16 protein-coding genes, 1 tRNA gene and 1 riboswitch are annotated in these 17148 nt (G+C 39.3%); of the genes, 16 read left to right on the top strand and 1 reads right to left on the bottom strand.

The window, feature by feature from the left end:
* Nucleotides 1–31 precede the first annotated feature (31 nt).
* Nucleotides 32–220: riboswitch (Lysine riboswitch) on the top strand.
* A gap of 244 nt (nucleotides 221–464) precedes the next feature.
* Nucleotides 465–1700: an aspartate kinase gene (locus AC0VYO_RS15685; protein ID WP_194219358.1), complete on the top strand. Its 1236-nt coding sequence runs from the start codon at nucleotides 465–467 to the stop codon at nucleotides 1698–1700.
* Between the two features lie 30 nt (nucleotides 1701–1730).
* Here AC0VYO_RS15685 and AC0VYO_RS15680 read toward each other — a convergent pair whose 3' ends face one another.
* Nucleotides 1731–2174, bottom strand: a complete 444-nt coding sequence (locus tag AC0VYO_RS15680; protein ID WP_475365574.1) for a YslB family protein — start codon at nucleotides 2172–2174, stop codon at nucleotides 1731–1733.
* 308 nt (nucleotides 2175–2482) lie between these two features.
* Between AC0VYO_RS15680 and AC0VYO_RS15675 the strand changes: the two genes are divergently transcribed.
* The 15 genes from AC0VYO_RS15675 (at nucleotide 2483) to AC0VYO_RS15605 (ending at nucleotide 16979) form a co-directional block, all read left to right on the top strand.
* Nucleotides 2483–3091 carry a succinate dehydrogenase cytochrome b558 subunit gene (locus AC0VYO_RS15675; RefSeq protein ID WP_194219360.1) on the top strand — a complete coding sequence of 203 codons (609 nt, stop codon included), beginning with the start codon at nucleotides 2483–2485 and terminating at the stop codon, nucleotides 3089–3091.
* Nucleotides 3092–3165: 74 nt separating this feature from the next.
* Nucleotides 3166–4929, top strand: a complete 1764-nt coding sequence (gene sdhA / locus AC0VYO_RS15670; protein WP_475365572.1) for a succinate dehydrogenase flavoprotein subunit — start codon at nucleotides 3166–3168, stop codon at nucleotides 4927–4929.
* Complete coding sequence (gene sdhB / locus AC0VYO_RS15665; RefSeq protein WP_194219362.1) at nucleotides 4929–5687, top strand: succinate dehydrogenase iron-sulfur subunit; 759 nt, start codon at nucleotides 4929–4931, stop codon at nucleotides 5685–5687. The genes sdhA and sdhB overlap by 1 nt, the downstream gene beginning before the upstream one ends.
* A 352-nt stretch (nucleotides 5688–6039) precedes the next feature.
* Nucleotides 6040–6267 carry a helix-turn-helix domain-containing protein gene (locus AC0VYO_RS15660; protein ID WP_369810531.1) on the top strand — a complete coding sequence of 76 codons (228 nt, stop codon included), beginning with the start codon at nucleotides 6040–6042 and terminating at the stop codon, nucleotides 6265–6267.
* A 537-nt stretch (nucleotides 6268–6804) separates the two neighbouring features.
* Entirely contained in the window at nucleotides 6805–7644 is an 840-nt protein-coding gene (gene glcT / locus AC0VYO_RS15655) for a glucose PTS transporter transcription antiterminator GlcT (RefSeq protein WP_194219363.1), read from the top strand.
* Nucleotides 7645–7810: 166 nt separating this feature from the next.
* Nucleotides 7811–9847, top strand: a complete 2037-nt coding sequence (gene ptsG, locus AC0VYO_RS15650) for a glucose-specific PTS transporter subunit IIBC (RefSeq protein WP_475367786.1) — start codon at nucleotides 7811–7813, stop codon at nucleotides 9845–9847.
* 31 nt (nucleotides 9848–9878) lie between these two features.
* Complete coding sequence (locus AC0VYO_RS15645) at nucleotides 9879–10145, top strand: phosphocarrier protein HPr (RefSeq protein WP_136947743.1); 267 nt, start codon at nucleotides 9879–9881, stop codon at nucleotides 10143–10145.
* Complete coding sequence (gene ptsP / locus AC0VYO_RS15640) at nucleotides 10145–11872, top strand: phosphoenolpyruvate--protein phosphotransferase (RefSeq protein ID WP_475367785.1); 1728 nt, start codon at nucleotides 10145–10147, stop codon at nucleotides 11870–11872. Before AC0VYO_RS15645 ends, ptsP begins: the two co-directional genes overlap by 1 nt.
* Nucleotides 11873–12063: 191 nt before the next feature.
* Nucleotides 12064–12513 (top strand): MarR family winged helix-turn-helix transcriptional regulator, encoded by a 450-nt coding sequence (locus AC0VYO_RS15635; RefSeq protein WP_194219366.1) that lies wholly within the window; start codon nucleotides 12064–12066, stop codon nucleotides 12511–12513.
* A 30-nt stretch (nucleotides 12514–12543) separates the two neighbouring features.
* Nucleotides 12544–13341, top strand: coding sequence for a glutamate racemase (gene racE / locus AC0VYO_RS15630; RefSeq protein WP_475367784.1), 798 nt, complete (start codon nucleotides 12544–12546; stop codon nucleotides 13339–13341).
* Nucleotides 13342–13549: 208 nt separating this feature from the next.
* A complete protein-coding gene (locus AC0VYO_RS15625; protein ID WP_430243982.1) occupies nucleotides 13550–14635 on the top strand; it encodes a GerMN domain-containing protein in 1086 nt (361 codons plus the stop codon).
* A 202-nt stretch (nucleotides 14636–14837) separates the two neighbouring features.
* The gene (gene rph, locus AC0VYO_RS15620; RefSeq protein ID WP_430243984.1) at nucleotides 14838–15596 is read left to right on the top strand and encodes a ribonuclease PH; all 759 of its coding nucleotides are present in this window, start codon (nucleotides 14838–14840) and stop codon (nucleotides 15594–15596) included.
* The gene (locus AC0VYO_RS15615; protein ID WP_194219370.1) at nucleotides 15589–16182 is read left to right on the top strand and encodes an XTP/dITP diphosphatase; all 594 of its coding nucleotides are present in this window, start codon (nucleotides 15589–15591) and stop codon (nucleotides 16180–16182) included. Before rph ends, AC0VYO_RS15615 begins: the two co-directional genes overlap by 8 nt.
* 108 nt (nucleotides 16183–16290) lie before the next feature.
* Nucleotides 16291–16806, top strand: coding sequence for a metallophosphoesterase (locus AC0VYO_RS15610; RefSeq protein WP_430243986.1), 516 nt, complete (start codon nucleotides 16291–16293; stop codon nucleotides 16804–16806).
* Nucleotides 16807–16902: 96 nt separating this feature from the next.
* Nucleotides 16903–16979, top strand: a tRNA-Arg gene (locus AC0VYO_RS15605).
* Nucleotides 16980–17148: the final 169 nt, after the last annotated feature.

Genomic DNA, 17148 nt, shown 5'->3' with positions numbered 1-17148 from the left:
AAATTTAATAGTTCCACACTTCGAAAGTTGAAGTGATGGTAGAGGCGCAAAAACCAATAGTAAGCTTACTGAAGAGTGTTAAGACTCAGTGATAGGAGCTGAAAGGGGGATTTGCCGAAGTGGAAAGACGCTTATCCGTCTGAAGCTGGATCTGTATTGAATAAGTGCAGAGCTGTCATCCAATACCTACCCGGGAATTGGATGGAGAACTATCTCACAAAGGGACGTTTTCTTGGATTTGTTATGAAAACAACAGTGAGGTTTTTCTCATTGTTGTTTTTTTATACTTTAATAAACGCTTTACAAGTTTAAAGTATAAAAAATGAAGGCTATCGCTATTTCAATCTGGTGAGTGGCCGAGTTTTTTAATATCCATTTCGACTCTTAGTTAGTGAGTGTTTGTAACGTGCGATGATTACGCACTATGAGGGATAACGAGCTGCATGAAAGAAAGGATGGAGAGAGTGGGACTACGCGTATTGAAATTCGGAGGTACGTCTGTTGGAGATGTAGAGAAAATCAAAAATGTTTCCAAAAGGCTTATGGAAGCTGTAAATAATGGAGATGAGGTTGTTGCGGTTGTTTCAGCGATGGGCAAAACAACGGATGAGCTTTTAGGATTATCAAAAGGGATAACAGCTACACCGTCTGCAAGAGAGCTTGATATGCTTCTAACGACTGGAGAACAAGTAACAACAGCGCTTCTTTCGATGGCATTAAATGAAGAAGGGTACGATGCTATTTCATTAACTGGCTGGCAAGCAGGAATTAAAACAGAGTCGCTTCACGGCAATGCCAGAATCCTCGATATTGATGCATCACGTATGAATCAACACCTTGCTGAAGGGAAAATTGTGATAGTAGCAGGATTCCAGGGGCTAACTGATACGTCTGACATCGCGACGCTAGGGCGTGGTGGTTCCGATACAACAGCTGTGGCGATTGCAGCAGCTCTTAAAGCGGATCGTTGTGAGATATATACAGATGTGGATGGCGTGTATACGACAGATCCTCGATATGTGAAAGGTGCAAGAAAGCTTTCTACGATTTCTTATGATGAAATGCTTGAACTTGCTAACCTTGGGGCTGGTGTCTTACATCCTAGAGCGGTTGAGTTTGCAAAAAACTATAACATCTTGCTTGAGGTCCGCTCGAGCTTTACGAATGAACCTGGAACGCTAATTGAGGAGGTCGTATCAATGGAACAAAATTTGGTGGTTAGAGGTCTGGCTTTTGAAAGTAATGTAACAAAAATAACAATTTCAGGTTTGCCGAATGAGATTACAACACTTCCTTCCTTGTTCTCATCTCTTGCGGCAAATGGTATTAATGTAGATGTGATCATTCAAAGTACAGGAGAGAAAAATACAACGAGTATCTCATTCTCAATTGAAACAGCCTCTCTTGAATTAACTCTTGATGTGCTCCGTCGCATTAAAGTGAAACTTCCCTACGAACATATTTATCACGAATCAGAACTTGCTAAGGTATCCATAGTAGGATCAGGTATGATTTCTAACCCTGGTGTTGCGGCACAAATGTTTGAAGTACTTGCTGAACACGGGGTAGAAATGAAGATGGTGAGTACATCAGAAATCAAAGTGTCAACGATCGTTCCAGAAGATAAAATGATTTATGCTATTGAGTCGCTACACGATAAATTTCAACTAGATGAAAGAACCCCTGTTAAACAAATGTAATCAAAAAGGAGACCACATGTGGTCTCCTTTCTATTCAATCTGATCTTTTGGGTCCCATTTTACTGTGAATTGAATTTCATTCTTTTTATCAGTTTCATAGGCTTCAGCGATGCAACGAAGCATATTTTGATATTGTTCAGCAAGAAAACCTGCTTCTAGTTGATAACAAGCATTTCGACTAGTATTTCTTCGCTCAGTGATAAGAGCTGACTGAAGATCAAACGTTACTTCATTCTTTTTTTCTTGTGCAATTGATAATTTACCCCATCCAGCACGCTGAAAAAAATCCTCGATCTCTTCTCGAGTGGAGAGCGGGAATTGCCTAGCCATTTCTTTTCCAGTCCAATATAAAACAGCCGGCTGTTCACTACCAAGAAGTTCAGGAATAAGAACTTCTCTATAAAATTCATATCCAAAAGCAGTTGTTTCTATTTCATGACTATAATCAATCGAGTTTGTGCGCTTCTTAAACATAAATTCCTCCCAGCTTTTCTACAAAATAATTATAACGTTTTATCGACAAATCCTCCATAGCACCATAGATAGAATTTATATATATAGAAAGCGTATTCAATTGAGATATACGCAGGTGTTGCAAGGGAATTTTGAAAAATCTAAATGTACACGTTTTCTTGACGGTCCTAAATGATGGGAGTACAATGGGTATGTCACAATATAATCGACAGAAAGCGATGATTTCTGTGCATGCAAAGACTTCTTTATTAGAAAAAAATGCACTGGCAGATGGTAGCTTAACAACTTAAAAGGGGGACACACAAAACATGGCCGCAAGTCGAGACTTTGTAAGCCGAAAATTGCATTCGCTTCTAGGAGTAATTCCGCTCGGACTTTATGTTACTCAGCATCTCACTGTTAACTATTTTGCAACAAGAGGGCCCGAGGCGTTTAATGACGCAGCTCATTTTATGGAGAGCCTTCCTTACAGGTATTTGCTTGAAATTTTCGTCATTTTCTTACCGCTCTTATTCCATGCGATTTACGGTGTTTATATCGCATTTCAATCCAAAAACAACGTAAGTCGATATGGCTATTTACGTAACTGGATGTTTTATTTGCAGCGGATTTCTGGCGTTATCGTATTAATATTTGTAACTTGGCACGTCTGGCAAACGAGAATACAAGCTGCGATGGGAGCAGAAGTAAACTTCCAAATGATGGCTGATATCTTGTCTAATCCAGGAATGATGATCTTTTACATCGTTGGTGTACTTGGTACTGTCTTCCACTTCGCAAATGGCTTATGGTCTTTCTTTGTAAGCTGGGGCTTCACAGTAACACCAAAATCACAGCGTACGATGACATACGTAACAATGGTCATTTTCGTTGCACTTTCAGTTGTTGGCATGCGCGCATTATTTGCATTCGTTTAAGAAAGTGAACTGTCTTCACCACGTCTGATACATAACTTTCAGACAGAGCCAGCATTTAAGGGGGAACTGTTCTTATGAGTAAAGGTAAATTAGTGATAGTTGGAGGCGGCCTTGCAGGTTTGATGGCTACCATCAAAGCTGCGGAAGCTGGAATGCAAGTAGATCTTCTTTCCATCGTTCCGGTAAAACGTTCTCACTCTGTATGTGCGCAGGGGGGAATTAACGGGGCTGTTAATACAAAAGGAGAAGGAGATTCTCCTTGGGAGCACTTTGATGATACAGTTTATGGAGGAGATTTCCTTGCAAATCAACCTCCAGTAAAAGCAATGTGTGATGCAGCGCCTGGTATCATTCACTTAATGGATCGTATGGGCGTAATGTTTAACAGAACACCAGAAGGTCTACTAGATTTTAGACGCTTTGGTGGAACACAACATCATCGCACTGCTTTTGCCGGTGCAACAACCGGGCAACAGCTTCTATATGCGCTTGATGAGCAAGTTCGTCGCCATGAAGTAGCAGGCCTCGTTACAAAATATGAAGGATGGGAATTTCTCTCCGCTATTTTAGATGATGAAGGTGTATGCCGAGGAGTTGTTGGTGAAAACTTAACAACTTCTGAAATAAGAAGTTTTGAAGCAGATGCGGTTATTATGGCGACTGGTGGACCTGGTATTATCTTCGGTAAGAGTACAAACTCTGTTATTAATACAGGTTCTGCTGCTGGTGCGCTTTATCAGCAAGGGGCTATTTATTCTAATGGGGAATTTATTCAAATTCATCCAACAGCAATCCCTGGTGATGACAAGCTTCGTCTTATGAGTGAATCTGCACGTGGCGAAGGTGGCCGCGTTTGGACGTATAAAGACGGTAAACCATGGTATTTCCTTGAGGAAAAATACCCAGCATATGGAAACCTTGTACCGCGTGATATTGCTACGAGAGAAATTTTTGATGTGTGTGTTAGTCAAAAGCTTGGTATTAATGGAGAGAACATGGTTTACCTTGACCTCTCACATAAAGATTCAAAAGAGCTTGATGTTAAGCTTGGCGGTATTATTGAAATTTACGAGAAATTCATGGGTGACGATCCTCGTAAAGTCCCTATGAAAATTTTCCCTGCTGTACACTATTCAATGGGTGGTTTATGGGTTGATTTTAACCAGCAGACTAATATTCCTGGGCTATTTGCTGCTGGTGAATGTGATTATTCTCAACACGGTGGCAATCGTCTTGGAGCAAACTCGCTATTATCTTCTATTTATGGTGGCATGGTTGCTGGTCCAAATGCGGTTGACTATATTAATGGATTAGAAGCAACGGTTGAGGATCTCTCTTCTTCATTATTTGAAAAGCATCAACAAGAAGAGCAGGCAAAGCAGGACGAAATCATGAAGATGAATGGAACAGAGAATGCTTATCAAATTCATAAAGAGCTTGGCGAATGGATGACAGCTAACGTAACGGTTGTAAGAAACAACGACAAGTTAAAGGAAACAGATGAGAAAATTCAAGAGTTGATGGAGCGTTACGAGAACATCAATATTAATGATACATCCAAGTGGAGTAATCAGGGGGCTTCATTTACTCGACAATTATCTAACATGCTTCAGTTGGCACGGGTAATTACAATCGGGGCCTTAAACCGTAACGAAAGTCGCGGTGCTCACTACAAGCCTGAATTCCCTGAGCGTAATGATGAAGAATTTCTTAAAACAACAATGGCTAAATACGATGCAGTCAACAACAAACCAGAATTCTACTATGAAGAAGTAGATACATCATTAATTCCACCTCGTAAACGCGATTATTCTAAGAAGAAAGCGGGGGATAAATGATGAGTGAGAATAAAACTGTCACACTTAAGATAAAAAGGCAGGATGGACCTGAATCTAATTCATATGAAGAAACGTTTACGATTCCATATCGTCAAAATATGAACGTTATTTCTGCTTTAATGGAAATTCGTCGTAATCCAGTTAATGCAAACGGTGAGAAAACTACACCTGTTATTTGGGAAATGGGTTGTCTAGAAGAAGTATGCGGAGCTTGTTCGATGGTCATTAATGGAAAACCACGTCAATCTTGTACTGCTTTACTAGATCAACTTGAGCAACCAATTCGCTTAGAGCCAATGACCACATTCCCGGTTGTGCGAGATCTTGCTGTAGATCGAAGCAGAATGTTTGATGCACTTAAGAAAGTGAAAGCATGGATTCCGATCGATGGTACCTATGATCTTGGACCTGGTCCGAGAATGCCTGAGAATAAGCGACAGTGGGCATATGAACTATCAAAATGTATGACATGTGGTGTTTGTCTTGAAGCGTGTCCGAATGTAAATAGTCGCTCGGAGTTTATTGGACCAGCTGCTATTTCACAGGTTCGATTATTCAACTCACATCCAACAGGTGAGATGAACAAAGAGGAGCGTCTGGAAGGCTTAATGGGAGAGGGTGGACTTGGGAACTGTGGTAACTCACAGAACTGTGTGCAATCTTGTCCGAAAGGAATTCCACTAACAACTTCTATTGCTGCAATGAATAGAGCAACGTCACTTCAAACGTTCAAAAACTTTTTTGGAAGTGATCACTAGGAAAAGATCCCCTACAAGGGGGTCTTTTTTAGTTTCAGATAATTCTTAAGCTATGTTAGCTTATAACGTGGGTTCTCGATTTTTTCTGCGAAGCGATTGATCATGACAGAACTTAATTGATTCTAAGATCTACAGCTTCTTTAAAAGAGCCAAGTCTTAAGAAAAGAATAAAACCTTATTACGATATTTCTCAGGAAATGATGAAGAAGAACGAAGGTTGTCATAATAAATTCTCTAAACTGTTTTTATGCAATGTGTGAATTAATGTAACACGTAAGATAGAAATTCATATATTGTATGGACTATATAATTTCAATCGAAGTTGCTTTGTTGCCCTATCGAGGAGGGTGGAATGTTGAAAGGGAACCACTACCGACCAAAGCCACTATTAACCAAAAGAGAAAGAGAAGTTTTCGAATTGCTTGTTCAAGACAAAACGACAAGAGAAATAGCAGAAGAATTGTTTATTAGCGAAAAAACAGTTCGAAACCATATTTCGAACACGATGCAAAAGCTGGGGGTAAAGGGGCGTTCTCAGGCTGTTGTCGAATTGCTTCGACTGGGAGAATTAGAAATATAAAACTGTGCCGGCTTAAAAGCCGGTTTTTTCTTTTGTGAAACGTCTTGTTTGCTTATACTGTTAATTCTAGATTATTTCCTCATTCGAGTTAAATGTCATTCTGTGAAAAAGAATCAATGAGATACATAGGAACTTAAACTTCATGATAAAGGGTAAGGAAGAGAAATTTATAGAGATCAGTCTATGAAGTGAGTAGGTTAAAATAAAAAAGAATGAATAGTATGTTAAGATAACAAAAAGGCTTATAACAAGATGGTTCCATGCGAAGGAGAGACACTTATACAAACAAGCGTAGCTTATTAGTAGATTTTCTTTTGTATGATAATGACATAAAATATCGGCAAATGAAATGAATGGAAGATAGAAAATTATCTTCGGGTTGTTATAAATAAAGCAATAGATTATGATATCAACTATATTACATGAGTAAGGGGCAACCTAATGGAACGTTTTCTCATTGACGTTCGATCTGTTATTTACTATTATTAGTACGTTCATAATCACAAATGAAACCGGTTTAATGAGGGGAAATTGAACATGAATGGTGAATTTGAAATAAAGAAAATTCTAAATAATAATGTCGTAATTGCCGTTTCGGAGAATAATAATGAAGTCGTTTTAACTGGAAAAGGGATTGGCTTCAATCAGAAACAAGGCGAAAGACTCGATGAATCCAAAGTAGACAAGTATTTTGTTCTTATAGATAAGCATGAGCAGGAACAATATAAGTTATTAGTTCCACATGTACCAGAATCTTTTATCGGCATGATGAATGATACGATTTCGCTGATCGGAGATAAGCTGGATGCGGAGTTAGACGAGCATATCCACGTTTCCTTAACGGATCACCTTTCCTTTGCGATTAAACGCCTTCGTCAAGGATTGGATGTAAAGAATCCTTTTCTAGTCGAAACGCAAACAATGTATCCAAAAGAGTATACAATTGCTGAAGAAGTGATACAGTTAATTAATCATAAGCTTGATGTGGCTCTTCCTGATGGAGAGATTGGGTTTGTTGCGTTACACATTCACAGTGCTATTACAAATAGAAGCGTAGGTAAGCTTAACAAATATTCGGCTTTAATTAGTCAACTCGTTAAAGTCATTGAAGAATCTCTTCGAATTGAAATTAGTCGGACAGGAATTGATTATTTGCGTCTTGTACGTCATCTGAGACATGCGATTGAACGTAGTGAGTTAAATCAACCCGTGGAAGCGCATGAACGATTAGAAAAAGTGTTGAAAGAAGAATATCCAGTGTGCTATAATCTGTCATGGAAGTTGATTAAAATTATGCAGAAGGAACTTCGTACGAATTTTCCTGATGCAGAAGCGGTCTACTTAACGATGCACTTGCAAAGGCTTTCTCCTAAATAATTTCATACTTAACGGTAACGTGTTACTGATACGATCAGGCATGAGTGAAGCCGGAATGACAAAAACTGATTGGGGTATAGTATATCCTGATTGAGTTGTCATACCGTCCACTCATGCCTTTTTTATATTCAAATTTTTTGGGGGAAAAATAAAAGGAGGAAAACACATGTTTAAACAGGCTTTCGGGGTTTTACAGCGCGTTGGTAAAGCGCTAATGCTTCCAGTTGCAATTTTACCTGCTGCTGGACTATTGCTAGGTTTTGGTAATGCATTTCAAAATCCAACTTTACTTGAAAAACTACCGTTCTTGTCAGCTGAATGGTTCCAGCTTCTTGCTACTGTCATGGAGGAGTCTGGTGGGATAGTATTTGCTAACCTTGCACTACTATTTGCGGTTGGGGTAGCAATTGGTTTATCTGATGGAGACGGCGTTGCGGGTATTGCTGCAATTGTAGGTTTCCTTGTTATGAATATTACAATGGGTGTACTTGAAGGCGTATCAGCTGATCAAGTTGCTGAAAGCGCATCATATGCTAATGTGCTGGGTATACCTACATTACAAACAGGGGTTTTCGGAGGAATTATAGTCGGTATTCTTGCCTCCTATATGTATAAACGGTATTATAATATTCAACTTCCTCAATATCTTGGTTTCTTTGCTGGGAAACGATTTGTTCCAATCGCTACGGCGGTTTCAGCTTTGATTCTTGGTGTAATTATGATTTTCGTTTGGCCACCTGTACAATCTGGCCTAAATGCTTTTTCACACAACATGCTTGATGCTAATCCAGCACTTGCTGCATTTGTATTCGGTGTTATTGAACGTTCGTTAATTCCATTCGGACTGCACCATATTTTCTACTCACCATTCTGGTTTGAGTTTGGACAATATACAAATGCTGCAGGTGAAATCATTCGAGGAGATCAAAAGATTTTCTTCGAACAGTTGAAAGATGGTGCTGAGTTAACTGCTGGTACATTCATGACTGGTAAATTCCCGTTTATGATGTTTGGTCTTCCTGCAGCAGCGCTTGCTATGTATCATGAAGCTAGACCAGAAAAGAAAGCGGTTGTAGCAGGAATCATGGGCTCTGCTGCACTTACTTCTTTCTTAACAGGGATAACTGAGCCGCTTGAATTTTCTTTCTTATTCGTAGCTCCAGTCCTTTTTGGAATTCATGCGATTTTTGCAGGTCTTTCTTTTATGACAATGGCTTTACTTGATGTTAAAATTGGTATGACTTTCTCTGGTGGTGTCATTGATTTCCTTCTATTCGGAGTACTTCAAGGTAGAACTGCCTGGTGGCTTGTTATTCCAGTAGGGTTAGTATTCGCATTAATCTATTACTTCGGCTTCCGTTTTGCGATTCGTAAGTTTAACTTAATGACTCCTGGACGAGAAGAAGATGAAGAGGATGAAATTGCTGACGATGGTCAAGACAATACAGCGCTTGCTTACAATGTGCTTCAAGCTCTTGGCGGTGAAAGCAATATTACAAGTCTTGATGCTTGTATTACACGACTTCGTGTTTCTGTTTCAGATAAAGGCGAAGTGGATAAGAAGCGTTTGAAACGTCTTGGTGCATCAGGTGTTATGGAAGTAGGAAATAACATTCAGGCTATTTTTGGAACGCAGTCCGATGGTTTGAAAGGACAAATCAGAGATATCATGAGTGGAAAGACACCAAAGCCACTTCAAGATGAGAAAAAAGAAGAAAAGAGTGAGCAAATTTCTGGAGTGAAGGGTGCTGATCATCTTATTTCTCCTCTAGAGGGTAAGATTATGCCAATCACGGAAGTGCCTGATCAGGTCTTTTCTGGTAAGATGATGGGAGACGGTTTTGCGATTGAACCAACTGATGGCTTGATTGTCGCACCGGTTGATGGCAAAATAATGAATGTGTTCCCAACGAAGCATGCAATTGGTATTGAGTCTGTTAATGGACGTGAGATTCTAATTCACGTTGGAATTGATACGGTTAACCTCAAAGGTGAAGGTTTTGAAGTATTCATTAGCGAAGGCGATGAGATTAAGCAAGGACAGAAGCTTATGAAGGTTGATCTCTCATTTATTAAAGAGAATGCAACATCAACTATTACGCCTATTGTATTTACTAACCTTGAAGAGGGAGAAACAATTGATCTTTCGAAAGAAGGAACTGTTTCTCGGGAAGACAAAGATATTATTACAATATCAAAATAAAAAATATAACATTTGAAAGAGGGAATTGAAAATGGCAGAGAAAAATTTCACAGTAACAAGCGAATCAGGAATCCACGCACGCCCAGCGACAGCACTAGTAAACAAAGCAGGTCAATATAGCTCTGACGTAACGCTTGATTACAACGGGAAGTCTGTAAACTTGAAATCCATCATGGGTGTTATGAGTCTTGGTATCCAACAAAATTCTGAAATCACTATCAAAGCAGAAGGATCAGATGCTGACGATGCGATTGCAGGACTAACTGAAGTTATGGAAAACGAAGGTCTAGGCAAGTAATGTCTAACCAACTGACTGGAATTGGCGCTTCTGCGGGAATTGCTATCGCTAAAGCGTTCGTACTTGAAAATCCGGCACTTGAAATTGAACAAAAGTCAATTACTGATGCTGGTGCTGAAATCGAACGTTTTGAAGCGGCCGTTCATCGTGCTAAAGAAGAACTAGAAGTCATTAAGAATCACGCCAATGAACAGCTCGGAGAAGATAAAGCAGCGATTTTTGCTGCTCATCTTCTCGTTTTATCTGATCCAGAGTTGTTGAATGCAGTGAAAGATAAAGTTAATAATGAAAAAGTAAATGCTGAAAGTGCAATGAGTGAAGTTTCGAATATGTTTATTAGCATGTTTGAGAACATGGATAATGAGTACATGAAAGAACGTGCTGCTGATATTCGAGACGTATCTAAACGTGTACTGGCTCATTTACTTGGCGTTACGTTTACATCTCCAGGTGCAATCACCGATGAAGTTATTGTTCTAGCTGAAGATCTCACTCCTTCTGACACTGCTCAATTAAATAAGCAGTTTGTTAAAGGGTTTGCGACGGATATTGGTGGTAGAACATCTCACTCTGCTATCATGGCTCGTTCAATGGAAATTCCAGCTGTCGTTGGAACGAAAACTATTACTTCTGAAGATGTGGAAGGTAAATTAGTTATCATTGATGGTATCGATGGTAATGTGATTGTTGATCCTTCTGAAGAAGAAATTGCGGAATATACAAAGAAAAAGGAACACTTTGAAGCTAAAAAACAAGAGTGGGCGAAGCTTGTAAATGAGCCAACAACAACGAAAGATGAGAAACATGTTGAGCTTGCAGCAAACATCGGTACTCCTGAAGACGTAAAAGGTGTCCTTGAAAACGGTGGAGAAGGCGTCGGCCTATACCGTACTGAATTTCTATATATGGGCCGTAACGAATTGCCTTCAGAAGAAGAGCAGTTCAAGGCTTACAAAGAAGTACTTGAAAAAATGGATGGTAAGCCTGTCGTAATCCGTACACTTGATATCGGTGGAGATAAAGAGCTACCTTACTTAAATCTTCCGAAAGAAATGAATCCGTTCCTTGGGTTCCGTGCGATTCGCCTTTGCCTTGAAGAGACGGAAATTTTCCGTACTCAACTGCGTGCACTTCTTCGCGCTAGCGTATTCGGTAACTTAAAAGTAATGTTTCCTATGATTGCAACTGTCGGTGAATTCCGTCAGGCTAAAGATATGCTTCTTTCTGTTAAAGAGGAGCTAATAGGGGAAGGTATTCAGGTATCAGAAGATATTGAAATTGGTATGATGGTTGAAATTCCAGCAACGGCGGCAATGGCTGACGTTTTTGCTAAAGAAGTTGATTTCTTTAGTGTTGGAACTAACGATCTTATTCAATATACGATGGCTGCTGATCGTATGAATCAAAAGGTATCTTACCTTTACCAACCATATAATCCTGCAATTCTTAGACTTATTAAAATGGTCATTGATGCAGCTCATAAAGAAGGCAAGTGGGCTGGTATGTGTGGTGAAATGGCGGGAGATCAGATTGCGATCCCGATCCTTCTTGGTCTTGGACTCGATGAATTCAGCATGAGTGCTACTTCGATTTTGCCTGCTAGAAGTCAAATGACGAAGCTATCTAAAGAAGAGATTTCTTCTCATATCGATCACATTCTTTCACTTGCAACAAATGAAGAAGTGGTTGCCTATGTACAAGAACATTTCGCAACGGAAGAGCTATAGGAAACTATAGCTCTTCTTTTTTTATTTACATATGTTCATGATTCGTTTTTGGGCAATGATGAATTCGGTAAGTCTTTTACGCTACTTCTTATACATGGGCATATGAATAAGAAGTTAGGAGGAGTCATCTCTTGCAATTCATATCGGTTACAATCAAAATAGAATGTAAGATATTATAAGGGGGAGACTAGATGTCTGAAGAATTAACAAGAGAACCAGCGTCAATTGTTGATATAGAGAAATCACTTCGTATGGTTGCTGGTATTATTAAACAACATGGACGGGAACTTTTGAGTGAATTTTCCATTACACCTCCTCAATTTCTTGCGCTCCAATGGCTTTCTGAATACGGTGATTTAACTATTGGAGAACTGTCTAATAAAATGTATCTTGCCTGTAGTACGACGACGGATCTCGTGGATCGTATGGAAAAAACGGAGCTAGTAAAACGAGTGAAAGACCCACACGATCGACGAGTCGTACGAATTCATATATTAGATAAGGGAAATGAAATAATTAAAAAAGTGATTCATAAAAGACAGGTCTATTTGGAAAACATTACCCAGAAATTCTCGGGGGATCAAGTAAAAGCACTTGAAGAAAGTTTGCATTTACTTTATGACGAAATGAAAAAGAACTAACTGGACCGGTAAGTAGAGAGGCGAAATATTTTGAAGAAACCAATCGGGGTTATTGATTCAGGTGTTGGCGGACTAACGGTAGCAAGAGAGATTATGCGACAGCTACCAAAAGAAGAAATTGTTTATTTAGGTGATACAGCAAGATGTCCTTATGGGCCAAGAACGGTTTCTGAGGTGAGGCAGTTCACCTGGGAAATGACGAATTACCTATTAGAGCAATACCATATTAAAATGCTCATTATTGCTTGTAATACTGCGACCGCTGTCGTTCTTAAAGAGATTCAAGATGAACTATCTATCCCCGTAAGAGGTGTTATTCATCCTGGAGCAAGAAGTGCTTTGAAAGAAACGACAAATAAGTATGTTGGAGTAATTGGAACGACTGGTACTGTAAAAAGTCGAGCTTACGAGTACTCCCTTAAAGCTATTGATAATGATATTAAAGTGGAAAGTCTTGCGTGCCCTCCCTTTGTGCCGCTGGTCGAAACCGGAAATCTGAACAGTGAAGAAACGTATCAGACTGTCAGAAGCACGCTTGCCCCATTGATGAATAAAGGAATCGATACCCTGATATTAGGATGTACACATTATCCATTATTAGAATCAGTGATTCAATCAGTCATGGGAGACGATACAGCCATTATTTGTTCAGGCGATGAAACAGCATATGAAGTGAGTGGTATTCTAGAGTACAGTTCACTTTTATATACAGGTGATGAACGTCCATCGCATACATTTCTTACAACTGGATCAATTGACAACTTCGCTAGGATTGCGAGCCATTGGCTCGATTATCCTGTAGCTAATGTTGAACGTATCGAACTCTAATCTATCAAAGATTAGAGTTTTTTAGTTATCAAAAAATTAGTCTTTCTCAAAAAATTTCTAGAAATCACCAAGGTTCAATATCGTAGCCAATTTTTGAAGCTCGTATCTCTCCTAATAAATGATAAAACAAGTTATTCAAATTACTCAGGTATAAATTGAAATATAACTCGTATAAATGGTAGTACAAACCATCCGGGGAGGGATAGCTATGCGTTTACGCGGAATTGGGTTCGCGCTATTGTTGCTTTCATGTATATTAACAATATCTGGTTGCGGTTTCGGTTTTGAAAAATCATTAAAGGAAATCGATCCTCCTAAAGTCGATTATGTAAAAGATGGAGAACAGATGGAGGATAATGAGACAGGTGCTACAAAAGAAGGTGAAGTAGAAGAAGCGACGGGTGAAGAGGCGGCTGATGAAGCTAATGGAATGACGACTCGTCAACTCTATTTACTTGATGCCAATGGAATGGTTGTGCCACAGAGCGTTCAACTTCCTGCCGTAGAAGGTGCTGCAAAGCAAGCGTTAGAATACCTTGTTGTTGATGGTCCAGTGACAGAAATGCTTCCTAACGGTTTTAAAGCTGTGTTGCCTGCTGGAACTGTTATCCAGGGCGTTGATCAAGTTGATGAAACGGTGGTTGTGGATTTCTCAAATGAGTTTAAAGATTATGCTGCAGAAAATGAGAAACAAATTCTTGAGGCTGTCACTTGGACATTAACTCAATTTGACGGAATTGAGAAGGTGAAAATTCAAATCAATGGCTATGATCAACAGGAAATGCCTGTGAATGGGACGCCAATCGGTGAGAGTGTTAGCAGGGCAAATGGGATTAACCATGAGATGGGTAATGTGGTTGATGTTTCCAATAGCGAAGATGTAACCGTCTATTTCATGGCTCAAAGTGAAGACTATGCATACTACGTCCCAGTTACAAAACGGATGGAAGGCGTCTCGGATGATGTGCGAGGCGTATTGAAAGGACTAATGGAAGGACCGGCAGTTCATTCCGGCTTATTTAGTCAACTATCTAAAGACGTAAAATTATTGAAGGCTAAAGAGGAAGATGGTTTATTAACGCTAGATTTTAATGAAGCGATCTTAACTGGATCAGAAGAGATGGTTATTCAGAAAGATATTATAAATAGTCTGGTTCTTTCGTTAACCGAGAAGGAAAGCATTAGTGAAGTAGCTATTACTGTTGATGGTCACCCAGAAGTCATTGATGAAGCTGGTAATGCTTTGTCAGAACCAGTTTCAAGGCCAGAAGACGTTAACAAAGTGGGTTTTTAAAATAGAATATGATACGATTAAGAGGCAGGTGTACTGCCTCTTTTTCTATTTAAATGAAGGTTAGTTAGGCTTATTACGTTTAAATTCATGGGTCATCTAGAATTCAGTAACGTTTATTAACATAGTCTAGAAAAGATAAAAGGTAGTTTCATTAAATGGTTACGATTTAGTAATGAAAGAGATGGGGAACAGGAGGAAGAGTATGAGAATTGATGGACGTAAGGAAGATGAGCTTAGAGTGATACATATTGAAAGAGATTATATAAAGCATCCGGAAGGTTCTGTATTAATTACTGTAGGAGATACAAAAGTGATTTGCTCTGCATCAATAGAGGATCGCGTACCACCTTTTATGCGAGGACAGGGGAAAGGGTGGATTGCAGCCGAGTATGCTATGTTGCCAAGAGCTACTGAACAAAGAAACATTCGTGAATCAAGTAAAGGAAAAGTTGCTGGTCGAACAATGGAGATTCAGCGACTAATTGGAAGAGCACTTCGGACGGTAGTTGACCTTGAAGCACTTGGAGAACGCACGATTTGGATTGATTGTGATGTAATTCAGGCAGATGGCGGCACTCGAACTGCTTCTATTACTGGCGCATTTGTAGCACTTGCACTGGCTGTAGAAAAAGGTATGAATCGAAAGCAAATTAAGAAAATGCCATTAACTGATTTTCTTGCAGCCACTTCGGTAGGAATTGATCAAGGTGGAACGGCTTTATTGGACCTTTGTTATAAGGAAGATTCCTCTGCTCATGTGGATATGAATATTGTTATGACTGGTAGTGGGGAATTCGTGGAACTACAGGGAACAGGTGAAGAAGCAACGTTTAATATGAATCAATTAAATGAAATGCTTGCGCTAGGTAAAGATGGTGTTGAGAAATTGATTCAGAAGCAAACAGAAGTGATCGGTGAGTTTGCTTCAAAAATAAAGGAGGAATCTACGGACGATGCGTAAACTTCTTATTGCAACAAAGAATGAAGGTAAAGTAAGAGAATTTAAGAGAAGATTCGAGTCAGAAGAGCTTACTGTAATTTCTTTATTGGATCTCGAAGAAGCGCCTGACGTGGCAGAAACTGGTCATACTTTTGCGGAGAATGCCGTACTAAAAGCCGAAGCCATTATGAAATTAACAAACCAACCGGTTATTGCGGATGATTCTGGGCTTGTCATAGATGCACTTGATGGTGATCCCGGGGTTTATTCGGCTAGATATGCAGGACTCGATAAAAATGATGAAGCAAACATGGACAAAGTTCTCGAAGAAATGAAGAATGTACCTGAAGAAGATCGTGGAGCTTCTTTTCAATGTATTCTAGCGGTCGCCATCCCTGGTCAAAACACGGAAGTTTTTTCGGGTTCATGCAAGGGGACAATTGCTTTTGAACGTTCTGGAAACTACGGGTTCGGATATGATCCGATTTTCTACCTGCCTTCATACGGTAAAACGATGGCTGAACTTTCTCCTGAAGAAAAAAATGCTATCTCACATAGAGGACAAGCTCTTGATCGTTTAGAAAAGGGATTTAAGGATTTATTTTAAAACATATGGATAACTAATGATTTGAACTCGTTGAATATACGGCTTCTTTGCCTGAGTTAACATTAATAGCATTCATGACTCGACTCTAAATTGAAGAGGTGACGTGAGATGAAAGTTCTAGTTGTAAGTGATAATCATAGTTCTAAGGAAGAATTGCAGAATCTTGTAGAGAGACATCAAAATGAAGTCGAATGTATGATCCACTGTGGAGATTCAGAATTTGATTATGATGCATCTGAAATGCTACCTTTTCAGGTGAGAGTGAGTGGAAACTGTGATTACGACCATCGTTATCCAGATGAATCGGTCGATAAAGTAGGGGACAAAACTGTTTTTACGACCCATGGACATTTATATAATGTGAAAATGACGTTAATGAAATTACAGTATAAAGCTGAAGAAGTACAAGCGGATCTTGTTTGTTTTGGTCATTCTCATGAGGTCCTATCTGTATATGAGGAAGGAACACTGTTTCTTAATCCTGGTAGTGTCAAACTTCCGAGAAAACCGCCGATTCAAACTTATGCGATTGTAGAATGGTCTGAAAATGATGTTAGCGTGACGTATCGTGATGAAAATGGGGAAATAGTAGAAGATCTTTCAAAAATATTTTCTCTCACTTAGGAAAAAACACAGCGAAGGCTGTGTTTTTCTAGTTTTTCTATTGACATTATTTTTGATATTCGTTATATTAATAAATGTCGCTACAAACTAAACAATGTCCCAGTAGCTCAGTAGGATAGAGCAACAGCCTTCTAAGCTGTGGGTCGGGAGTTCGAATCTCTCCTGGGACACCATATTTATAACGTAAAGGCATTTATCATTGTGATAAGATGGCTTTTTTTTTATACTTTGAGCAGTGTGAATGAACGTTGTTGATTTTTGGCTTATTTTCACCATGTGAAAATAAGGTTTCACTTGAATGAGCCCAAAACGACATTTCATCAATATAACCTAACATAGCTT

The sequence above is a fragment of the Anaerobacillus sp. 63XJN7_4_ISO-PGPR-S23-413 genome, from assembly GCF_056173725.1.
The sequence above is the reverse complement of the archived record's forward strand: the minus strand, read 5'-3'. Positions and strand labels throughout refer to the sequence as shown.